Below are 18389 nucleotides of genomic sequence, written 5' to 3'. Positions count from 1 at the left end.
GCTGTGGCGTTCGAACGGAGCCGCTGGTTTTCAGCAAACGGGATAACGGATATTGATACTATCTGTGACGCTGTTGGCAATAGCAATTAAATGGTATATCACCTGTTTATTACTGGCCTTGGTTTTCCGCTTAATATTTATTTTGTGAGAAGAAAGCGTTTTTTCTTTAATGTGCAATTGGGTACAGATATACATGGTGTCATAACCTGACATCCACATGGTTAAAATTTCTACTTCGGTCTTGCTAAAACGCAGCGGAGAGAACCCGATGGCGGAATCGTCATTGCGCCAGGCTTTGGTGTCCATAAAGTAACGGATTATCATTAACAATGTGCTGATCTTTATAAATTTTGATAAAATAATCACATTGTCCCTGATTGGCACGAAATCATGGAACTTAATATTCTCATTACCAATGAAAATAAAAAAAAGCGTCAAAGGCCGTTCGTCAATAATGGATTTTAATCCTTCTCCATCACCTTGATACTGATAAGAGTTTTGATTAATAAAAACTATCGAAGGATTGGCGTTTTTGCATCTCATTCGCAACGTGCTGATATTGTCCACATCGCGAATGGCGCCTTTGATACCGCTTGCCGACAATGAGCTTTTAAGCGCGCATTTAGTATAAGTGCAAGGATCGAGTATAAATACTGTCATAATAATATCTGCAATTAGATTCATCCTGAAATAAAAAGGATTCGGATAAAAAATGACATAGGGGAATATTAAAATATAAAAATTACTGTCTATATCGATTTATCATTTTTCAACCTTTTATCAGCATGGCTGGATAAATTTGAATTAAGATCATGTGATAAATGATTATGATCGCTTTGTAAATCACTTGGGGAGGTATTGGGATGAAATGGTGCTTATTTGAGACGCCGTGGCCTTTTCACGCATTCTGGAAGCATAATTATTTAACAATCTTTAAACATTTACCTATGTTTAGTAAGAATTAAACATTAACATGGTTGATGAATCGCCGCATGGGGTGTTCGCTACCTAATAGGGTTTCTGTGATACACTACACAGATAATCTCCCTGTATTCCTTAAACCCATTTTTATGCCTGCATATGACGTTATGACATTTTCAACCGAGGCTAACAGCCGGCTGGCCGTAGCGCCATTTTCCCCGCAGCGCTTTTCCGTCGCGCCGATGCTGGACTGGACCGATCGTCACTGCCGCTATTTTCTGCGCCAGCTGACCCGTCATGCATTGCTGTATACGGAGATGGTGACCACCGGCGCATTGCTATACGGCAAGGGCGACTACCTGGCCTATAACGAGGCCGAGCATCCGGTGGCGTTGCAATTGGGCGGCAGCGAGCCGGATGCATTGGCGCAATGCGCGCGCATGGGCGCGCTGCGCGGTTATGACGAAATTAATCTTAATGTCGGCTGCCCTTCCGACCGGGTACAAAACGGCCGCTTCGGCGCCTGCCTGATGGCTGAGCGCGAGCGGGTGGCCCATTGTATCGCCGCTATGCGCTCGGCGGTGTCGATTCCGGTGACAGTGAAAACCCGTATTGGTATAGACGAACAGGATAGTTATGAATTCTTGTGCGAGTTTATCCAGACTGTGGCTGAGCAGGGCGGCTGCGAGACCTTTATTATCCATGCGCGTAAGGCGTGGCTATCGGGGCTGAGCCCGAAGGAAAATCGCGAGATACCGCCGCTGGATTATGAACGCGTCTATCAGCTAAAACGCGATTTTCCTTCCTTGACGTTTGCCATTAATGGCGGCATCACGACGCTTGACGACGCCCAGCGGCATCTGAGCTGCCTGGATGGCGTGATGATAGGACGCGAGGCCTACCAGAATCCCGGTATGCTGTGCCAGGTGGACAGCCGGTTATTTGGTGTCGTTGATCCCCATGACACCATGACAGCGGTGGTGGAAGCCATGTTTCCTTATATGGAACGCGAGCTGGCGAACGGCACTTACCTCGGCCATATCACCCGCCATATGCTTGGGATATTCCAGGGCGTGCCGGGCGCGCGGCAATGGCGACGTCATCTGAGCGAAAACGCCCACAAGCCCGGCGCCGGTATTGAGGTGGTACGTCAGGCATTGGCCAAAGTGGCAAAAGCTGAACCGATGCGGTGCGTTGCCGAATAACTATTGCCGGCTGCCCCCAGCCAATGGGTACCGCCATGCGCCGCCGGGGGTGAAAGCGCGTCATGAGGGCTATTGCGGCCATGGCGCGGGATTGAGGCTGCTGATAGCGGCGATAATAACTATTAATTAGTCAAAAATACCATTCCCGCTTTGAGCACAACACTATTTTTCATTATTTTTCAATGGCCTGGCGCGCTACTTTATTGGCACGATTTTTGTAATATGTTTATTATCATCGCAATAGGCGCAGAAGGTCCAGCCTGCTGTGTCACCCCGATTTCAGGAGCCTGTAATGGTGGAATTCGTCTTTGTCATCGCATTCTTTTTCATGCTGCTGTTGACCGGTATCTCATTCCTGGGCGTACTGGCGGCGCTGGCGGTGGGTTTCCTGGTCATGATGTTTGCCGGCGTGCTGGTCATGGCGTTGAAACTGCTCCCCTGGCTGTTACTCGCGCTGGTGGTGGCCTGGATCTGGCGTACGGTTAACCCGCCCCGTTTTCCCCGCTATTAAGCTACCCGCCCGGGATGGGCGGCATAGGTGTTATATCTAATCCGAAGTCTTCCAGCTGGCGCCTTACCTGACAAGGGCAAGGTGCCAAAACGTTATTTTTGATATAATAATATTAGTATCCCATAAGCTTTTCAAAAACCCAGCGAATATCTCGATATTGCTTATTTATAGATTGCTATAGTAGCTCTCGTTATTTAAAGCTATGCGTCCACTCACATCGCTATATAAATGAGAGCTGCATTTCATTGAAGCTGGTGTGCATTTTTAATATATATTATTTATAATGCGTGGTATATCATGCAGCTAACTAAAGTTAAAATACATAAATCGTTATTTTATCGATTAGCTTTTTTTAAGTATTTTATTTGGCTTTTTGTTTTTATAATCCTGATGTTGCACTCTGTTATCATTGATGTGCATGCTGCTGAGACGCCAGGTGCCGCTGTATTTATGAGTCGGACTTATATTTTAGGGGAAGGGGAAACGGTTGATTCTGTAGCAAGGAAATATCATATTACAGCGGAAAATTTAAAAAATTTGAATAAATTCCGTACTTTTTCGAAACCTTTCGCTTCATTGACGGCAGGGGATGAAATTGACGTGCCGGATGGCGATACCTTGAGTAAGCCTGGTTTGCCCATAGCCGTGGCGACCGACGATGATCAGCGGTTCATCAATAGGTTTACCACGCTTGGCACGATGATGTCCGCCGATCAATCCGATGGGGAGATGGGAGCAAGGGTTGGCTCGCTGGTGACCGGCGAGGCAGGCGCGGCCATGCAGAAATGGTTAAATCACTATGGTACCGCCAGGGTGAAGATCAATACCGATAATCGTTTCCGCTTCGTAAATAGCTCGCTGGATTTTTTATTACCTCTGTATGACGACGACTCTGCTATGTTATTTGTGCAATTGGGCGGGCGGAATAACGACGATAGGAACACCCTTAATATGGGATGGGGAATAAGAACCTATCATGATGCCTGGCTGTACGGGATGAATTTTTTCTACGATAACGACCTGACCGGCAACAATCGGCGGGCAGGCGTAGGCGCGGAGGCCTGGACCGATTACCTGAAATTATCCGCCAACAACTACTTTGCTTTGTCCGGCTGGCATCAGTCGCGGGATTATGCCGATTATAATGAACGGCCGGCGGACGGCTATGATGTGCGCGCACAAGCCTGGCTACCGGCCTGGCCGCAATTAGGCGGGAAACTCATCTATGAAAAATACCGCGGAGATGATGTGGCCTTGTTCGGCAGGGGAACCCGGGTGCAAAATCCTTATGCCGTGACGCTGGGGGTGAATTATACCCCTTTCCCGTTATTAACCCTGGGCGCAAATTACCGCATCGGAAAAGGTAATAATGAGGATACCTCTATCAACCTGCAGCTAAACTATCGCATCGGCGAGACGTGGCAAAAACAAATCGACCCTGCGGACGTTGCCGTTATGCGTACTCTGGCCGTAAGCCGTTATGATCTGGTCGAACGTAACAACGATATTGTTCTCGAATACCAGAAGCAAGAATTAATCCGCCTGATTTTACCAGAGCAGTTGACCGGAACCGCCGGTGAGACAATGCATATCAGCGCGCAGGTTATGGCAAAATATGGGCTGGCAAGGATTGATTGGGATGCCGCGGAGCTTGTGGGGGCGGGGGGCGCGGTAACCCTTCCTGCCACGGATGCCATCGACATCGTGCTGCCGCCGTTCCGGCAGGGAGGAGCTTCGGCCAACCGCTATCATCTGCGCGCGCGCGCCATCGACCAACAGGGCAATGGGTCAAACCAGGCACAGGTGGTCATCAACATCGTGGCCCCCGCCGAACAGCTAGTGATAAGTGGGCTTGCGGTGACGGTGGATAACGCCGAAGCGAACGGCGCCGCGGCTAATGAGGTTCAGGCCACCGTCACCCTGGCCGGGCGGGCGGTCGCCGGGCAGGCGGTCAACTTTAGCGCCACCAATGAGGCCACGGTGCCAAGTCCAGTGGTCACGGACCGCTTTGGTATCGCCACCGCCCGGATTACCTCGTTGAAAGGCGGTACCAGCCAGGTGAGGGCGACGGTCGCGGGCAGCAGCCGCGCGGTGGATGTGCATTTTGCTGCTGTCGCCGCGCCGGACGAAGCCAACACGACGCTTGAGATTTTAACCAGCGGCGATAAAGTGGCCGACAATATTGACGCCCACCAGATTAAACTTACGGTAAGGGATATAAACAATCAGCCCCTGGCCGATCTGCCGGTGACCTTCTCGGCGGATAATGACGCCAGGGTGAATCCTGCCAGCGGACGCACGCGTGATGACGGTACCTTGATGGCAAGCGTCACCACCGATCGGCCGGGGCCGGTCAAGGTGACGGCGGCGGTCGAAGGTATCAGCAAAACCTCCGGGGAAATGCATTTTATCGAGCAGGTGGTGATGCTGAGTATCGCCGTTACGGCAAATGATGGTTTAAGCAACGGCCTCCAGCAAAATGTCGCTGAAATTATTGCCAAAGATGTTAACGGCATTCCTTTGCCAAATGTCCAGCTTGCGTTAAGCGCCGCCTATACCCTGCCTTCAAACCCGGGGACCTTAACCATTGATTCGTCAACCAACCCGGTGACAGATGGCAATGGCAGGGCGGAGGTGCGTTATACCAGTACCAGCAATGGCAGCGTGGTTCTCACCGCCGCATTGGGAAATGGGCAAAACTACTCCAGCACCGGCGGCCGTTTCGCGTCGCCTACCGCTACCTGGCGTGTTATCACCAATAATCAGCCCGCTGACGGCTTTTCACGTAATAGAATCGAAATAGACCTTCTTTCGCCGCGAGGCGAACCGGTGCCTAACGCAAGAATAGATATCACCTTTGTCCGGGTACAGTCTGGTGTCCAGCTGCCGTCAACTGCCGCGGCCGTCGTCAACCCTGTTTTTACCGGTGCTGACGGTATCGCCACCCTTGAAGCAACCAATGGCTCGGCGGAAGCAAATGTGGTGGTCCTGGGGGCATTAGCCGCTTATAACCTGGGCATGCAAATAAACAGTACAGGTAATTATATGAATTTTCTATAAAATAAACAGTGACTATAACCGCGGATAATTGACAGGCGGATCCGTCGTTACACCGGCAGGGTATAGGAAATATTGCCGGCCAGCACGGCGGGAACATTGGCTTGTTGCGCGGCTTCGCCGCCGCCCCATACGCTGACCCGTGAGTCATCCTGTAGCGCGGCGAAAGACCTTCTACCGCCATAGATAGCGCGTATATTACGTAAGTATGTGATATTTAATGGAGGGTTTCCCCCTGCGAATGACGAGCCCCATGCCGCCACGCTACCATCGGCGCGCAGGGCGGCAAAGGCTGTTTCCGTACTGCTCAGAGAGACAATATCCCTTAAACTGCCGATGACGCCCGGCAGGGGGCCGCCAAAGTATTCATGACCCCATGCTACGACACTGCCATTTTGGCGTAGAGCGGCAAACGCGCCTCCGTTGCCGCACAGGGCGATGATATCCCGTAACGTGGCGATTGCCATAGGCACAGACCCGCCATACTGCGCGGTACCCCATGCGACGACGCCTCCGCCTCTGCGTAAGGCCGCAAATGCATAGTTTGCCGACACTACGCTGATAATATCGGTTAGCGCGCCGATTTCCGGCGGGAGTTGCTGCCCCCCTCCCCAGGACAATACGCTGCCATTGCGCCTGAGTAGGGTGAAGGTAAGGTTTGATGCGCTTACGCTTATGATATCGCGTAATACTTCGGCTTCCGGTGGCACGATGCCACCGCCTGAAACTGTGCCCCAGGCCACCACGCTACCGTCCTGGCGCAACGCGCTAAAGGCATTAGCCGTTGCCCGCAGGCTGACGATATCGCGAAGTTGGCTGATGTTGTAGGGCACAGACCCGCCTTCGGACGGCGAACCCCAGGCCACCACCCCGCCGTTTTGCCGAATGGCGGCAAAAGCAAAATCACAGGCGCACAGGCTTATAATGTCACGTAAATTACCTATGTCGGCAGGTACCTCCCCGCCCCGGCCCGCGATCCCCCAGCCGATCACGCCGCCATTTTGCCTCAGGCCGGCAAAGGCGTTAAGCGTGGCGCAAAGCGTCACGATATCGCGCAGGCCGGCTATTGCCCCCGGCACCGTTGCTTCAGCATTCCCCCATGCTACAACGCTGCCATTATTAAGGCAGGCGGCCACCGCACCGAAATGATTGTCATTGATTATTACGTTCAACGGTCGTATCCGCGCCGTCGCACCGCCGGCCGTGACCCGCAAAATTTTTTCAGGCTTGGTATCAATAAAATACGCGCCGCTGACGCTAATCGATTCACCTTCATATTGCCAATGGGCGTTAAGTAATGTGCGATCCATACGGTTAAGCGCGGTTAACAGCGTGGGATTCCCCGTGTATCTCGCCGTTTGCTGGGATCGCCGCCCCATGACCCAGGGTATCATGCCCGGCGTCCCCGGCGGGTGGAATTGCGATGTAACGGTATCGATGGCGCCGGGTCGGTTAATGAGAATGGCCTGTACGATAACAGTTTCCGCACTTTGATTAGTGAAAAAAACCTGGGCCCTGCCCGTTACGCCGGTACGAAGTTGCTGTGTTGCTAAGCCATTGGTAAATCGCGCGTTGCCGGATAAGGTAAACAGGGTATCTTCATTTGCCAGCAAAATGTCGTTATCCCGTAAGGCTGTTGCCGTCGCGCTATTGGTATCCTGCCCGTCTGCGGTTGCGGATGAGGTGGCGGATAGCGATACTGAAAATTCCTGGCGCATGTTTGCAAGATAATACATAGGCGATTCTCCTATCTATCCCTGACATAACCGGGTGCCGCAATGCCGGGGACCGGTTGCGCGACGAAATCGGTATTCAGCGTGAATGCCCCACCGGCAACCTGCGGCAGCCGCAGGATCACCGTCACCCTCTCGACATAGGTATCAGTGATATTGATAGCGACCGAATTGTCGCTGTTCAACGCGATGGTGGCGGCTTGCGCGTTGTAGCCGGCAATAACGGCATGCCCGTTTACCCTAACGTCGATTTCGGTGATATATATGCCCCCGGCCTGGGGGCGGGTTTGCAGGTAAATAGAATTCTGCGTGCGGCCATTCGCCGGAGCATGAGTGGTAAAGTTTATGGCTTCGATATTTTCATTGCCAATTTTATAAGGACCAAAAATCATGGTGTCGTGCAATACGCGATCGGGCCTGTCGGTTTCATAGGCTGTTAAATATGTCATTACTTGTCTTGGCGAATACACCTTAAAAAATCCAAGCCCATTTTGGTCTAAAAAAAAGCTATATTTCTGACTGTGCGACTCATAAATAAAAGCAGGTTCGCTAACAGTGACATTAACCTGGGCAGTTGGCCTCCCCACCAATGCCCCTTGATTAAAGGGTTCTACATTAATAGCGTCGTAATCAATACTGGCGGCATTGGTTGAAACCGCCATAGCCAACGGGGGTGAAGGCGCCTGGCTATTGCCGGTTATAAAGACCTCCGCCGCCGGCGATGTACTCGTTTGATTAAACGTATCTGTGACCGTATAGAATAGCGTGTTATTTCCGTTCGGAACATTATACGCCGGGATAATTGTAGAAAATGGCGGTTCATTGGCTAAATCCATAATAATGCGCTGGAGTACTGATGTTCCATTAAATATGAGATCAATATAATCGCCCAGCCCTGCGGTCACATAGCGGGGAACAATTACAATCAGTCCCCCCGCCACCGCCAAATCGTTTCCGGTAACGACACCCTCTTTTTTTTGAGGAACTGTAGGTTCAGGCAATGCCATAGCGTTTCCCCTTTTTGTCCATAATTCACTATTACGGACGATGAGAGCCAGGGTTATGTTCTGGCTCGGGATATTTTGGTAATACGTCTATCCGGGTAACACTGTATTGATCAATACTCTTGTAATATTGGAAACACTAACTGCATTTGTAATACGATTGATAATGCTATAAGAAATACTGCCGTTTACGCCACTGAGTTCCCGGAGATTGAAATAATTTATAGTGGCGTTTGTGCCCACCGTTGAGTTGGTCACTTCACCCTCCGCTACCACCGTACTACGGATAGGTACGCCGGCGTAGGTGCTGAGTGCTAACGTTATTCTGTAATGGTCCCCGTTGGAGACATTCGGCTGGCCACCGGGAATTTGCACTATGACGCCCTGGACCGCGGCATTATAAGTTATACGATAATCGGATATGTAGGGTAATGTTGGCGCGGCCAGAGTTGGAAGACTATAGGGGCTTCCTTCAATAGCAAGAAGCAATGGCGTGGAGGGAAAAAAGCCGTTCTGACTTTCTACTTCATAATAAACAAGGTAGGTTCCGTCAACGAGGTCGACTCCTGCATCCACTAGACCGGAAATATCTATGACCCAAGGGATATTCGTACCATCATAGAATCTTTGCGTTTTAAAAGACCCCCAGTAAAAAGTGAATACGTCGCCAATTGCCAGCACAACCGGGCGATATATGAGTGCCTGGACGCCTTGTTTGATAACGCTACCGGGCAAGACATTTTGTGTCGTCAGACCATTCACGCGTACCGGCAGCAAACTGGCATTAAAATAGATTATATTAATGGATGCGCTATTACCGCCGACAGAAGCTGTTACCGTCGCGGTGCCGAATTGAGGATTTGCCACTGAATTCATCAGCGTATTAGTGGTGATCCCATTATTGTCCGTCTCAGTGACCTGTGTAATTTCACCAAAAGAAGAACTCCAGGTTACCAACGCGTCTCTATGGGGCACCCCCGCCGAACTGGCGAAAAGGCTCAGCGTTACATCCGGGATGACTTGTGGGTTAATATAATAGGTCTCAGAGGTCAAGGATATCTCTACCGCCAGCGGATTTACCGGGCATACCGAATTGTGCTCTGGTGCATAATCAGGTTGATAAAATGTGTCAGACATAAGCACCCCTCTAAGAAATTACGCTAAAATTGCCGGCACAAATACCGGCAAAATTATCTTTTGTTTGTTCATTCCCAATCGGATTTGTTGCACACACATGGGCAATGCGGAAATAAATCAGCATAGATAAAGCATATGTTTATCAGCATCAATGAAATCGGCTAATTCAATATTAAGCGCGGCAATAATCGGAAGTCCATTGCCTTTTTCGCCTTATTACACCCAAGGCGCTTTTCCTCGCACCGCATGGCCGGATGCCACTATCAAAAAATGAGGCGCGCGGCGTATGCGTATAAGTAAGGAAGGGAAATGTGGGCGATGGATCACACTTTGATGTTTTGCCGACGTCAGTCAGCGGCAAAGTATGCATTTTACTTATCTATCCTGTTAGAATAATACCTCGGTTTTAGCATAAGCGTTTCATCGGCATCGGTGAATAATAGCTGTATAAGCAGCATACACCGTTGTTTAAGCCACTGTCCTACCTACACACGCGTTTTGCAGTTCGTTGTAATCGACGGGCCTTCGTGAGAAGGCCCGTTTTTTTGCATGGCGCAAGGCATGCTTTGGCCATGGATTATCCCCGCGGTCGGAGAAGGGAAGGGATAATGTGGCCGAACTTAATCAGGGTATTAATAATGAGGAGCCGTTGGTTTCACGGTTTTCCAGTGCCTCATGCGCCCGCCGTGCCTCGCCCAGGGGGTATTTTTGCCGCTCCGGTACCGTGATCTTGATGGCGCCGCTGGCAATCATCGAGAACAATTCGTTACTGGCAAATTTCAGCTCTTCGCGATTGGTGACATATCCGTTAAGCGAGGGACGGGTAACGTACAGCGAGCCTTTTTGGTTCAGGATGGCCAGGTTAACGCCGGTCACCGGGCCGGACGAGTTGCCGAAGCTGACCATCAGGCCGCGCCGGCGCAGGCTGTCCAGCGAAGCTTCCCAGGTGTTTTTACCCACTGAATCATACACCACGCTCACCTTGTTCCCCTGGGTCAGCGCCGCAACGCGTTCCGGCACGTTTTCTTCCCGGTAGTTGATGATTTCCCAGGCGCCGGCCTCTTTGGCCAGGGCGGCTTTTTCCTGCGAGCCGACGGTGCCAATCATCTTGGCGCCCAGCGCCTTGGCCCACTGGCAGGCAATGCGGCCGACACCTCCGGCGGCGGCGTGAAACAGGAAAATTTCATTCGGTTTGATTTCGTAGGTCTGGCGCAGCAGGTAAAAGACGGTCAGGCCTTTCAAAAATGACGCTGCGGCCTGCTCAAACGAAATGGCGTCGGGCAGGAGGGCGATATTTTTTTCCGGCACGTTATGCACGTCGCTATAGGCGCCCAGGGGCGACTGCGCATACACCACCCGATCGCCCGCCTTCAGCCCGGAGACACCGGCGCCCACCTTGATGATAATGCCGGCGGCCTCGGTCCCCAGGCCCGACGGCTTGGCGGGCGTCGGGTATAACCCGCTGCGTACATAGGTATCGATGTAATTGATGCCTATGGCTTTATTCGCAACCTGCACCTCGCCCGCCGCCGGATCCGCCGGGTTAAAATCCACGTATTGCATCACTTCCGGTCCGCCGTTGGCGGCAAACTGAATGCGCTTGGCCATGTCTGTTCCTCGCTTGGACAATGTTATTTACCCTTTATTTAACCATAAGCGCTTAATACCGGTTTGCAAAGCCGCATAGGATTTGGCGACAATCAACGCTACAATGCTGTTTTACCCAATGTCGCATCTATCAGGCAAAACCATTATTCCATGTCAGAAAAAAAACCAGCCGCCAAAACACAATTTTCCCGTGACCGCCAGGTCGAGGGTCTGAAACTTCCTCCCCATTCGCTGGAAGCGGAGCAGTCGGTATTGGGCGGATTGATGCTGGATAATGAACGTTGGGATAACGTCGCGGAACGCGTCACCGCCAAGGACTTCTTCAATCGTCCCCACCGCCTGATTTTTGGCGAGATGCAGCGTTTGCTGGAGCTGAACAAGCCGATCGATCTAATCACCCTTTCCGAGTCGCTGGAGCAGAAAGGCGATTTGGATTCGGTGGGCGGGTTCGCCTACCTGGCGGAATTATCCAAAAACACGCCCAGCGCGGCCAATATCTCGGCCTATGCCGATATCGTGCGGGAACGGGCGGTGGTGCGTGAAATGATCGCCGTCGCCCACGAAATCGCCGACGCCGGTTACGATCCCCAGGGGCGCAGCAGCGAGGATTTGCTCGATCTGGCGGAATCCAGGGTATTCCAGATTGCCGAAAACCGCGCCAGCAAGGATGAAGGTCCCAAGAGCATCGACCGCATCCTGGAAGACACCGTGGCGCGCATCGAGCAGTTGTACCAAAAACCGCATGACGGCGTTACCGGCGTCTCAAGCGGTTATTCCGATCTGGATAAAAAAACCGCCGGCCTGCAGAAATCCGATTTGATTATCATCGCGGCGCGCCCGTCGATGGGTAAAACCACGTTCGCCATGAACCTGTGTGAAAACGCCGCTATGACCGAGGATAAACCGGTGCTGATTTTCAGCCTGGAAATGCCCGGCGAGCAAATCATGATGCGTATGCTGGCGTCACTGTCCCGCGTCGATCAGACGCGTATCCGCACCGGCCAGCTGGACGATGAGGACTGGGCGCGAATTTCCAGCACCATGGGCATCCTGCTGGAAAAACGCAATATGTATATCGATGACTCGTCGGGGCTGACGCCGACCGATGTACGCTCGCGCGCCCGGCGGGTTTTTCGCGAGCACGACGGCCTGAGCCTTATCATGATCGACTACCTGCAGCTGATGCGCGTGCCGCAGTTGTCGGAAAACCGTACCCTGGAAATCGCCGAAATTTCCCGTTCGCTGAAAGCGTTGGCAAAAGAATTGCAGGTACCGGTAGTGGCGCTGTCCCAGCTCAATCGCGGCCTGGAGCAGCGCGCCGATAAACGTCCGATCAACTCCGATCTGCGTGAATCCGGCTCCATCGAGCAGGATGCCGATCTGATCATGTTTATCTATCGTGACGAGGTCTATCACGAAAACAGCGATATGAAAGGTATCGCGGAAATTATTCTCGGCAAGCAACGTAACGGCCCGATCGGGACGGTACGGCTGACCTTTAACGGACAGTGGTCGCGGTTCGATAGTTACGCCGGGCCGCAATATGATGATGATTAACAACCAGGACAAGGATAATGAAAACGGCAATCGCCGTTATTGACCGTGATGCGTTGCGCCATAACCTGCGGCAGGTTCGCCGGTTGGCGCCGCATAGCCGCGTGGTGGCGGTGGTAAAAGCGCAGGCATATGGTCATGGGCTGCTGGAAACCGCGTTCGCCGTGCAGGATGAGGCCGATTATTTTGGCGTTGCGCGCCTTGACGAGGCGCTTCAGCTGCGCAAAGCCGGCATCACCAAGCCGATTTTGCTGTTGGAGGGATTTTTCAGCGCCGATGAGCTGCCGCTCCTGGCCGAATACCGTCTCGCCACCGCGGTGCACAGCCCCGAGGAGCTGCAGGCGCTGGAACAGGCTACGCTGGCGCATCCCCTCGAGGTCTGGCTGAAGCTGGATACCGGCATGCACCGCCTGGGCGTACGTCCGTCCCAGGCCGAGGCGTTCTATACCCGGCTGGCGGCCAGTCGGAATGTCGCCGGGCCGGTAAATATCATGAGCCACTTTGCCCGCGCCGACGAGCCGGAGCTGGATACCACCCGCCGGCAACTGGCCGTTTTCGACGCCTTCGCGCAGGGCAGGCCGGGCAAACAATCCATTGCCGCTTCCGGCGGCATCCTGCTGTGGCCGCAATCCCACCGCGATATGGTGCGCCCCGGCATCCTGCTCTACGGCGTCTCGCCGCTTGATAACAACACGGCGGCGAACGACGGTTTTCGCCCGGCGATGACCCTCGCCTCCGTGCTGATTGCGGTGCGCCGCCATCGTGCCGGCGAAGCCTGCGGTTACGGCGGCACCTGGGTCAGCCCGCGCGATACCCGCCTCGGCGTGGTGGCGTTCGGCTACGGCGACGGTTATCCGCGCAGCGCGCCGAACGGCACCCCGGTGCTGGTTAATGGCCGCGAAGTGCCGCTGGCGGGGAGGGTGTCCATGGATATGCTGACCGTCGATCTCGGGCCGGACGGGCGTGAGCGCGTGGGCGACCGCGTCGAGCTGTGGGGGCCGCGGCTTCCGGTGGAACGCATTGCCGCCGCCAGCGGCATCAGCGCCTATGAGCTTATCACCAAGGTCACCTCGCGGGTCGCGCGCGAGTATGTGGATGGCGGCGACATCCGTTAAATTTTAATTAGGGTTATGACAAATAATTATATTTATTTGGTAATGTAGTGGCGAGGTTTCATATTTGAACCCGACAACCCAGGAGAGCTGCACTGTGTTCCAGAATGTTGATGCTTATGCGGGGGATCCAATCCTGTCGCTGATGGAAACCTACAAACAGGACCCGCGACCGGACAAAGTCAACCTGAGCATAGGGCTGTATTACAATGAGCAGGCGATTATTCCGCAATTGAAATCGGTGGCGCAAGCCGAATCCCTGCTAGAAGTCAGCCCGACGCAGGCATCATCCTACCTGCCGATGGCGGGACTGGCCTCGTACCGTTCCGCCAGCCAGTCGCTGCTGTTCGGTGAGCATCATCCGATGCGCGCGGCGTTGCGCATCGCCACCATCCAGACCCTGGGCGGCTCGGGAGGGTTAAGGATTGGCGCGGATTTCCTCAGGGATTATTTCCCGCAGTCCGAAGTCTGGGTCAGCGATCCGACTTGGGAAAATCATGTGGCCATTTTTTCCGGCGCAGGGTTTAAGGTCAACCGTTATCCCTATTTTGACGGCGAAACGCTGACGGTCAATGTCAGCGCCATGCTGGAATGCCTGCGCCAGTTGCCGGCCCAGAGCATCGTGCTGCTGCATCCGTGCTGCCACAACCCCACCGGTTCCGATCTCACCCGCGAACAATGGGACCGGGTTATCAGCGTGGTGGCGGAGCGGGAACTCATCCCGTTCCTGGATATTGCCTACCAGGGCTTTGGCGAAGGATTAGATGAGGATGCCTATGCGGTGCGCGAAATGGCGCGGCTGGGACTGCCCTGCCTGGTAAGCCAGTCGTTCTCGAAAATTTTCTCGCTCTATGCCGAGCGGGTGGGAACGTTGTCCGTGGTCTGCGCCAGCGCGGAAGAAGCCGGGCGCGTTCTGGGCCAGCTGACGTCCACCGTGCGCCGTAACTATTCCAGCCCGCCTAATTTTGGTGCGCAGGTGGTGGCGCGGGTGCTTAACGATCCGGCGCTGTACGCGCTGTGGCGTGAGGAAGTCGCCGCCATGCGCGCGCGTATCCTGCAGATGCGCCGGGACCTGGTGGGCGCGCTGAAAGTCGCGTTGCCCGCGCGTCGTTTTGACTATTTGCTGGAGCAGCGCGGCATGTTCAGCTATACCGGCCTTAGCCCGCGGCAGGTGGACCGGCTGCGCGACGAGTTTGGCGTTTATCTGATTGGCAGCGGCCGGATGTGCCTCGCCGGGCTGAACACCGATAACGTCCAGCGGGTAGCGCGGGCTATCGCCGCGCTGTAATGTGCCCGGCAATGCCCTGACGGCCCGTCGCGCGTTTTGCCGGCGGCGGGCCGCCGGCGCCTGCCATGAACGCCCGCTTTTCTCCGGTTCCCCCTCTATTAATCACCCCTTTCCACGCCGGTATGCCCCTATGCTCGCGCTGCTATACTTAAACTTACTGAAAGGAGCCTGAACTATGTGGCATCAACAAACCCTGATCCTGAAAGCCCGCGCGCGCGGTTTTCACCTGGTCACCGACGAGATAGCCGGCCAGCTCCCCGCGCTTGCCGATATTCGCACCGGCCTGCTGCATTTATTGCTGCAGCATACTTCCGCCTCGCTGACGCTGAATGAAAACTGCGACCCCAGCGTCAGAACCGATATGGAAAGCCATTTCCTGCGCCAGGTGCCCGAGGACGCCCCCTATGAACATGATTACGAAGGCGCGGACGATATGCCCGCGCACATTAAATCGTCTTTACTGGGTGCGTCACTGTTGATCCCCATCGGTCGGGGTAAATTGCTATTGGGGACCTGGCAGGGCATCTGGCTGGGTGAACATCGTAATCGGGGAGGGGAGCGCCGCATCGTCGCTACCCTGCAAGGGGAGTAAATATGGATCAATCCACATTTCTGGCGTATTGCATGGATAAGCCGGGCACGGAACAGAGCCTGCGGCAAGAATGGCAGGCCAGTCAGGTAAAAGTGGGGGAGGTTATGTTCGCCATGACCCACGAAATGAATGGCAAGCCCGTGATTTCACTGAAAAGCAGTCCGGAAATGGCGGCATCGCTGCGCGCGGAATATCAAGCCATCGTGCCGTGCGGCCTGTTGAATAAAACGCACTGGAATACGCTGTTCCTGGACGGGGATATCCCTGATTCGCAGTTTTATCACCTGGCCGACGCCTCCTGGCAGTTGGCGGTGGAATCGCTGCCGGACGCGCGGCGCCAGGAACTGAATATCTGACAGGGCGAAAACGCGCTCACCCTGCGGCGGCGCCTGTGCCGTTACGCCGCGCCGTATTTTCCCCAGTCGCTAATTAAAGCGCCATACAGCGCTACGGCCTGCCGTAGTTTATCCACCGCGCAGTATTCGTTGGTTTGATGCGCCATCGTCGGTTCACCGGGGCCGAGGATAATGCACGGCGGCGCGCCCAGCGCGCCCAGCAGCAGCGAGGCGTCGGTAAAATAGGGCACCACGCGCGGCTCTGGCTGCGCGTCATGCAGCGGGGCGCAGCGTTCGAATACCCGGCGGATCCAGGCGTTGCGGGGCTCGGTCAGTATCGCGGGCAGATCCACAAGCGTCGTCACCGTCACGGTATCGCCCAGCGCGGTGGTCAGCCGCTGGCGGATTTCGTCATGACGCAGATTGGGCGCGGTGCGGATATCCACGTCAAATTGGCTATGGTCCGGTACCGAATTGATATTCAGCCCGCCGCGGATGGTGCCGACGTTCAGGGTGGGCTGTTTCATCAGCGGATGCGGCGCGCCCGGCGTGAAATGACGGATCTTGCCTATTGCCTCGGCGGCCAGGTAAATGGCGTTGATACCCAACTCCGGCATGGCGCCGTGGGCGGTTTTTCCCCGGGTTTCGCAGCGCAGCCACAAGGCGCCCTTATGGCCGATGACCGGATAGTTGGCGGTGGGTTCGCCGACAATCAGCGCGCCTGCCGCCGGCAATGTGTCGCGCGCCGCGTCGATCAACGCCCGGGCGCCGTCGCAGCCGGTTTCCTCGCCGCCGGTTAAGACCAGCACCACGCCGGGGCCTGCCAGGATGGCATCGCGATACTGGCGGCAGGCGACGATAAAGGCGGCGATGGCCGCTTTCATATCGCTGGCGCCGCGCCCGTACAGCCGGCCGTCGCTGATTTCGCCCGCAAAGGGGTCAAAACGCCACTCCGCGTTGCCGAGCGGCACGGTATCCACATGGCCGGTGAACGCCAGCGGTTTCTCGTCGGCCCGCCGGCCCGCGAGGCGGGCCACCAGGTTAAACCGCCGCTCGCCGAACCGCTTGAGATCGATGCTGAATCCCTGTTCCCGCAGATAATCCGCCAGGAATGCCATGCATAAAGACTCGTCGCCGGGCGGATTGATGGTATTAAACCGCACCAGGGCGCGGGTGAGTGAAATAACGTCATCGTTCGGGTTCATGGCTTGGTCCGCAATCAGCGCCACGGGGGCGATGCCCCGCGGCATTCAGCGCGTAAAGACACGCCGGGGATTATCGATCATCAGGGTTTCCAACTGCTCGCCGCTGATGCCGTGGCGCCGCAGGCGCGGTACAAAATGCTTGAGAATATAACCATAGCCATGGCCGCCATAGCGGGTCAGCATGGTTTTCAGGAACACATCCTGGGACAGCAGCACCTGTTGAATAAACCCGTCGTCGATAAGCTCGCGAATGGCGCGGGCGTTTTCTTCGTCCGACGGCGATTGCGCGGCTTCATCGGCATAATAATAACCCATGCCGATCATATCGTATTCCAGGAACGCGCCGCGCCGCGCCAGATCGCGCTGATAGGTTTTATCCTGGAAACTGGGGTTCATATGGCACAGCACCACATGGCGCAGGTCGGCGCCCTCATGCTCCAGGATGTCCAGCACCCGGTGGCCGTGGCGTTCCCAGCCCGGCAAATGGATTTCCATCGGCACGCCGGTGGCGGCGCTGGCGCGTCCGGCGGCGCGCAGCGATTTTTCTTCATCCGGCGTAAACGCGGCGGATACGCCGATTTCGCCGATAAGCCCGGCGATAACCAGCGGTTTTTCCACGGCGCCGCCGACATCGTAGATAAGCTGCTCCGTTAACTGTTCCACCGATCGGGTCTTGACGTAGGCCGGATGCGAGGGTTCCAGGTAAAAGCCGGTGCCCATCACGATATTCAGGCCGGTAAGGCGCGAAATGCGCTGCAACGCCAGCGGATCGCGGCCGATGCCGATATTCGTGGGATCAACTACCGTTTCGCCGCCGAGCGCGCGAAATTTCATCAGCTCCGCCACCGCCAGCTCCGGGTCGAACAGCTGGCAATTATCGCGGCTGGCCAGGGGATTGAGCGCCAGTTCGCCGAGGTTTTCCATCCGCACCGGCATTTCGGCCAGGTGGCGTTCGCTGCAGCAGCAGGGCGGCACCCATTTGCCGGAAGCATCCAGCAGAATATGCTCATGCATCAGGGTCACCCCCATCCGCGCCACCGGCAGCGGGCCGAGCACCGTCATCACATAACCGCTGTCCACGCCGAGCGGCAGCGGATCGGCATGGCGGAAAATCGAGTTTTGCATCC

Annotated in this window: 15 protein-coding genes; 8 read left to right on the top strand and 7 right to left on the bottom strand. The window is 54.9% G+C overall.

Annotated features, from left to right (window positions below; translation table 11 throughout):
* Nucleotides 1-30 precede the first annotated feature (30 nt).
* On the bottom strand, nt 31-660 hold the full coding sequence (gene rcsA, locus ACL2XN_RS16325; protein WP_410012621.1) for a transcriptional regulator RcsA: 630 nt from the start codon (nt 658-660) through the stop codon (nt 31-33).
* 428 nt (nt 661-1088) lie between these two features.
* On the opposite strand from rcsA, the gene dusA reads away from it, so the two are divergent.
* The 3 genes from dusA to ACL2XN_RS16310 all read left to right on the top strand — a co-directional run bounded on the left by dusA (nt 1089) and on the right by ACL2XN_RS16310 (nt 5697).
* Nucleotides 1089-2126 (top strand): tRNA dihydrouridine(20/20a) synthase DusA, encoded by a 1038-nt coding sequence (gene dusA, locus ACL2XN_RS16320; RefSeq protein ID WP_410012620.1) that lies wholly within the window; start codon nt 1089-1091, stop codon nt 2124-2126.
* A 292-nt stretch (nt 2127-2418) separates the two neighbouring features.
* Nucleotides 2419-2637, top strand: coding sequence for an envelope stress response protein PspG (pspG, locus tag ACL2XN_RS16315; RefSeq protein WP_410012619.1), 219 nt, complete (start codon nt 2419-2421; stop codon nt 2635-2637).
* 297 nt (nt 2638-2934) lie between these two features.
* Nucleotides 2935-5697, top strand: a complete 2763-nt coding sequence (locus tag ACL2XN_RS16310) for an inverse autotransporter beta domain-containing protein (protein ID WP_413729087.1) — start codon at nt 2935-2937, stop codon at nt 5695-5697.
* Between the two features lie 47 nt (nt 5698-5744).
* On the opposite strand, the gene ACL2XN_RS16305 is transcribed toward ACL2XN_RS16310, so the two are convergent.
* The 4 genes from ACL2XN_RS16305 to ACL2XN_RS16290 all read right to left on the bottom strand — a co-directional run bounded on the left by ACL2XN_RS16305 (nt 5745) and on the right by ACL2XN_RS16290 (nt 11176).
* On the bottom strand, nt 5745-7430 hold the full coding sequence (locus ACL2XN_RS16305) for a hypothetical protein (protein ID WP_413721843.1): 1686 nt from the start codon (nt 7428-7430) through the stop codon (nt 5745-5747).
* An 11-nt stretch (nt 7431-7441) separates the two neighbouring features.
* Nucleotides 7442-8434 (bottom strand): hypothetical protein, encoded by a 993-nt coding sequence (locus tag ACL2XN_RS16300; RefSeq protein ID WP_413721844.1) that lies wholly within the window; start codon nt 8432-8434, stop codon nt 7442-7444.
* A gap of 87 nt (nt 8435-8521) precedes the next feature.
* On the bottom strand, nt 8522-9568 hold the full coding sequence (locus ACL2XN_RS16295; protein ID WP_413729085.1) for a hypothetical protein: 1047 nt from the start codon (nt 9566-9568) through the stop codon (nt 8522-8524).
* A 624-nt stretch (nt 9569-10192) separates the two neighbouring features.
* Entirely contained in the window at nt 10193-11176 is a 984-nt protein-coding gene (locus ACL2XN_RS16290) for a quinone oxidoreductase (protein ID WP_413729083.1), read from the bottom strand.
* A gap of 150 nt (nt 11177-11326) precedes the next feature.
* Between ACL2XN_RS16290 and dnaB the strand changes: the two genes are divergently transcribed.
* From dnaB to ACL2XN_RS16265, 5 genes are all read left to right on the top strand, one after another.
* Nucleotides 11327-12733, top strand: coding sequence for a replicative DNA helicase (gene dnaB, locus ACL2XN_RS16285; protein WP_410012613.1), 1407 nt, complete (start codon nt 11327-11329; stop codon nt 12731-12733).
* Nucleotides 12734-12750: 17 nt separating this feature from the next.
* A complete protein-coding gene (alr, locus tag ACL2XN_RS16280; RefSeq protein WP_410012612.1) occupies nt 12751-13845 on the top strand; it encodes an alanine racemase in 1095 nt (364 codons plus the stop codon).
* Nucleotides 13846-13939: 94 nt separating this feature from the next.
* Nucleotides 13940-15130 (top strand): aromatic amino acid transaminase, encoded by a 1191-nt coding sequence (locus tag ACL2XN_RS16275; protein WP_410012611.1) that lies wholly within the window; start codon nt 13940-13942, stop codon nt 15128-15130.
* Between the two features lie 175 nt (nt 15131-15305).
* A complete protein-coding gene (locus ACL2XN_RS16270; protein WP_410012610.1) occupies nt 15306-15722 on the top strand; it encodes a secondary thiamine-phosphate synthase enzyme YjbQ in 417 nt (138 codons plus the stop codon).
* A gap of 2 nt (nt 15723-15724) precedes the next feature.
* Nucleotides 15725-16078 carry an MmcQ/YjbR family DNA-binding protein gene (locus ACL2XN_RS16265; RefSeq protein ID WP_410012609.1) on the top strand — a complete coding sequence of 118 codons (354 nt, stop codon included), beginning with the start codon at nt 15725-15727 and terminating at the stop codon, nt 16076-16078.
* Between the two features lie 41 nt (nt 16079-16119).
* Here the strand turns inward: ACL2XN_RS16265 and ACL2XN_RS16260 are convergent, their stop codons facing one another.
* Both ACL2XN_RS16260 and ACL2XN_RS16255 read right to left on the bottom strand, forming a co-directional pair.
* Nucleotides 16120-17262, bottom strand: a complete 1143-nt coding sequence (locus tag ACL2XN_RS16260) for a M20 family metallopeptidase (RefSeq protein WP_413721848.1) — start codon at nt 17260-17262, stop codon at nt 16120-16122.
* Between the two features lie 45 nt (nt 17263-17307).
* Entirely contained in the window at nt 17308-18387 is a 1080-nt protein-coding gene (locus ACL2XN_RS16255) for a phosphotriesterase (RefSeq protein WP_410012607.1), read from the bottom strand.
* Nucleotides 18388-18389: the final 2 nt, after the last annotated feature.

Source organism: Sodalis sp. RH22 (assembly GCF_047324165.1).
Taxonomy (GTDB): domain Bacteria; phylum Pseudomonadota; class Gammaproteobacteria; order Enterobacterales; family Enterobacteriaceae; genus Acerihabitans.
The sequence above is the reverse complement of the archived record's forward strand: the minus strand, read 5'-3'. Positions and strand labels throughout refer to the sequence as shown.

What these genes read in the sequence shown, in the direction of transcription:
- ACL2XN_RS16265 (WP_410012609.1), top strand. Translation starts at nt 15,725, where the DNA reads ATGGATCAATCCACATTTCTGGCGTATTGCATGGATAAGCCGGGCACG.
- ACL2XN_RS16290 (WP_413729083.1), bottom strand. Translation starts at nt 11,176, where the DNA reads ATGGCCAAGCGCATTCAGTTTGCCGCCAACGGCGGACCGGAAGTGATG.
- ACL2XN_RS16305 (WP_413721843.1), bottom strand. Translation starts at nt 7,430, where the DNA reads ATGTATTATCTTGCAAACATGCGCCAGGAATTTTCAGTATCGCTATCC.
- ACL2XN_RS16300 (WP_413721844.1), bottom strand. Translation starts at nt 8,434, where the DNA reads ATGGCATTGCCTGAACCTACAGTTCCTCAAAAAAAAGAGGGTGTCGTT.
- dnaB (WP_410012613.1), top strand. Translation starts at nt 11,327, where the DNA reads ATGTCAGAAAAAAAACCAGCCGCCAAAACACAATTTTCCCGTGACCGC.
- pspG (WP_410012619.1), top strand. Translation starts at nt 2,419, where the DNA reads ATGGTGGAATTCGTCTTTGTCATCGCATTCTTTTTCATGCTGCTGTTG.
- ACL2XN_RS16310 (WP_413729087.1), top strand. Translation starts at nt 2,935, where the DNA reads ATGCAGCTAACTAAAGTTAAAATACATAAATCGTTATTTTATCGATTA.
- ACL2XN_RS16295 (WP_413729085.1), bottom strand. Translation starts at nt 9,568, where the DNA reads ATGTCTGACACATTTTATCAACCTGATTATGCACCAGAGCACAATTCG.
- alr (WP_410012612.1), top strand. Translation starts at nt 12,751, where the DNA reads ATGAAAACGGCAATCGCCGTTATTGACCGTGATGCGTTGCGCCATAAC.
- ACL2XN_RS16255 (WP_410012607.1), bottom strand. Translation starts at nt 18,387, where the DNA reads ATGCAAAACTCGATTTTCCGCCATGCCGATCCGCTGCCGCTCGGCGTG.
- rcsA (WP_410012621.1), bottom strand. Translation starts at nt 660, where the DNA reads ATGACAGTATTTATACTCGATCCTTGCACTTATACTAAATGCGCGCTT.
- ACL2XN_RS16260 (WP_413721848.1), bottom strand. Translation starts at nt 17,262, where the DNA reads ATGAACCCGAACGATGACGTTATTTCACTCACCCGCGCCCTGGTGCGG.
- dusA (WP_410012620.1), top strand. Translation starts at nt 1,089, where the DNA reads ATGACATTTTCAACCGAGGCTAACAGCCGGCTGGCCGTAGCGCCATTT.
- ACL2XN_RS16270 (WP_410012610.1), top strand. Translation starts at nt 15,306, where the DNA reads ATGTGGCATCAACAAACCCTGATCCTGAAAGCCCGCGCGCGCGGTTTT.